We start from the raw sequence: 2,500 nt of genomic DNA, 5'->3' as shown, positions 1-2,500 counted from the left end.
GCCTTCACGGCATCGATTTGAAAAACCCATTCACAATGTCAAAAAGCTCGCAGGAAGCCTTAGCTTCCGCAATACCGCTCAATCGAGCGGATCTCGTATCTTCATCCCTGGATATGTTCGAGCAGCTAACCCGCTGCGCCGTCAGTCGCAGCAAAGCTGCGCCTTATGGCGCGCTTCGCAGCGCTGGCCGCGCTTTTGCGTCATCGCGAAATAGCTTTTGCTATTTCGCTCGCAAAGCAATGGTGGAGCCTATCGGGATCGAACCGATGACCTGATGCTTGCAAAGCAACCGCTCTCCCAGCTGAGCTAAGGCCCCATTGAAAAGCGATGGTGGGTCTGAGTGGATTCGAACCACTGGCCTCACCCTTATCAGGGGTGTGCTCTAACCAACTGAGCTACAGACCCATCGCCACACCTGGACCAGCTCCCATTCTCAAAAGAGAATGACGCGGCCGCGGGCGGCGTGAGCCAGCTCAGGCAAAATCACAAATACGATACCTAAAGTATCGCATAAGCGATTATCCAGTGATGAAGGGACATGAGGACGGCGGCTATGTTCTTTGGAAAGGACGAAGCTCTTTCGATCATGAAGATCGACGCTTTCGGCCGTATCCTTAGAAAGGAGGTGATCCAGCCGCAGGTTCCCCTACGGCTACCTTGTTACGACTTCACCCCAGTCGCTAAACCCACCGTGGTTGGCTGCCTCCCTTAAGGGTTAGCGCACCACCTTCGGGTGAATCCAACTCCCATGGTGTGACGGGCGGTGTGTACAAGGCCTGGGAACGTATTCACCGCGGCATGCTGATCCGCGATTACTAGCGATTCCGCCTTCATGCTCTCGAGTTGCAGAGAACAATCCGAACTGAGACGGTTTTTGGAGATTAGCTCACCCTCGCGGGATTGCTGCCCACTGTCACCGCCATTGTAGCACGTGTGTAGCCCAGCGCGTAAGGGCCATGAGGACTTGACGTCATCCCCACCTTCCTCCGGCTTATCACCGGCGGTTACTTTAGAGTACCCAACTAAATGATGGTAACTAAAGTCGAGGGTTGCGCTCGTTGCGGGACTTAACCCAACATCTCACGACACGAGCTGACGACAGCCATGCAGCACCTGTGCACGGTCCAGCCGAACTGAAGGAAAGTGTCTCCACTATCCGCGACCGGCATGTCAAACGCTGGTAAGGTTCTGCGCGTTGCTTCGAATTAAACCACATGCTCCACCGCTTGTGCAGGCCCCCGTCAATTCCTTTGAGTTTTAATCTTGCGACCGTACTCCCCAGGCGGATAACTTAATGCGTTAGCTGCGCCACCCAAGTGCCATGCACCCGGACAGCTAGTTATCATCGTTTACGGTGTGGACTACCAGGGTATCTAATCCTGTTTGCTCCCCACACTTTCGCACCTCAGCGTCAATACCAGTCCAGTGAGCCGCCTTCGCCACTGGTGTTCTTCCGAATATCTACGAATTTCACCTCTACACTCGGAATTCCACTCACCTCTCCTGGATTCAAGTGATGCAGTTTTAAAGGCAGTTCCGGGGTTGAGCCCCGGGCTTTCACCTCTAACTTGCAAAACCGCCTACGCGCGCTTTACGCCCAGTAATTCCGAACAACGCTAGCTCCCTCCGTATTACCGCGGCTGCTGGCACGGAGTTAGCCGGAGCTTATTCTCCCGGTACTGTCATTATCATCCCGGGTAAAAGAGCTTTACAACCCTAAGGCCTTCATCACTCACGCGGCATTGCTGGATCAGGGTTTCCCCCATTGTCCAATATTCCCCACTGCTGCCTCCCGTAGGAGTCTGGGCCGTGTCTCAGTCCCAGTGTGGCTGATCATCCTCTCAGACCAGCTATGGATCGTCGCCTTGGTAGGCCTTTACCCCACCAACTAGCTAATCCAACGCGGGCTCATCCTTAGGCGATAAATCTTTGGTCCGAAGACATCATACGGTATTAGCAGTAATTTCTCACTGTTATTCCGTACCTAAGGGCAGATTCCCACGCGTTACGCACCCGTGCGCCACTAAGTCCGAAGACTTCGTTCGACTTGCATGTGTTAAGCATGCCGCCAGCGTTCGTTCTGAGCCAGGATCAAACTCTCAAGTTTGATGTTCCACTCAAACGCCGGTGGAATGACCGACGTCGAAGCAGCTCATTTCAAGGAGCCGTTCCTGCACAAATCTTACATGGTTTGTGTAGGACATGTTAAAGCCACTGCCGAAACAGCAACTCTTTGGAACGGCTTATTTTACCGGGTATCCGACACCTTGAATGCCAGACCCGGGGCCGCCGCCCACATGTCCCTTCATCTAAATCACTATGTCAAAGAGCGCAAAAGACCGACGCTTCGCCCCGCCCCTTTTTTCATCGGGGCGGCTAAAGCGCCTGGTTTTTGGTGACCGTCGAAGCGTTCCGTGTGGCCCGCCGCGTCGGTGAAGTGGCTTCTACGCATACACCCCACACCCGTCAAACCCTTTTTGAAACTTTTCCGACATCTTTT

General features: G+C 53.8%; 2 protein-coding genes, 2 tRNA genes and 1 rRNA gene (1 of these 5 cut by a window edge). 2 read left to right on the top strand and 3 right to left on the bottom strand.

Features of this window, described 5'->3' with window-relative positions; genetic code table 11:
* On the top strand, nucleotides 1–214 hold the 3' portion of the coding sequence (locus tag EV664_RS19025) for a hypothetical protein (RefSeq protein ID WP_133497228.1). 71 nt of this gene lie to the left of the window's left edge; only the last 214 of its 285 coding nucleotides appear in the window; its start codon lies off the left edge, out of view; it ends in the stop codon at nucleotides 212–214.
* Between the two features lie 26 nt (nucleotides 215–240).
* Here EV664_RS19025 and EV664_RS19020 read toward each other — a convergent pair.
* From EV664_RS19020 to EV664_RS19010, 3 genes are all read right to left on the bottom strand, one after another.
* Nucleotides 241–316, bottom strand: a tRNA-Ala gene (locus tag EV664_RS19020).
* A 12-nt stretch (nucleotides 317–328) separates the two neighbouring features.
* Nucleotides 329–405 (bottom strand) — tRNA-Ile (locus EV664_RS19015).
* A gap of 213 nt (nucleotides 406–618) precedes the next feature.
* A 16S ribosomal RNA gene (locus EV664_RS19010) occupies nucleotides 619–2,107 on the bottom strand.
* Nucleotides 2,108–2,132: 25 nt separating this feature from the next.
* On the opposite strand from EV664_RS19010, the gene EV664_RS19005 reads away from it, so the two are divergent.
* The gene (locus EV664_RS19005) at nucleotides 2,133–2,399 is read left to right on the top strand and encodes a hypothetical protein (RefSeq protein WP_133497227.1); all 267 of its coding nucleotides are present in this window, start codon (nucleotides 2,133–2,135) and stop codon (nucleotides 2,397–2,399) included.
* Nucleotides 2,400–2,500: the final 101 nt, after the last annotated feature.

Source organism: Stakelama pacifica (assembly GCF_004361835.1).
GTDB classification, from domain to species: Bacteria; Pseudomonadota; Alphaproteobacteria; order Sphingomonadales; family Sphingomonadaceae; genus Sphingomonas; species Sphingomonas pacifica.
The sequence above is the reverse complement of the archived record's forward strand: the minus strand, read 5'-3'. Positions and strand labels throughout refer to the sequence as shown.

Excerpts from the sequence above, each read along its gene's own strand:
- EV664_RS19005 (WP_133497227.1), top strand. The coding sequence starts at position 2,133 with ATGACCGACGTCGAAGCAGCTCATTTCAAGGAGCCGTTCCTGCACAAA.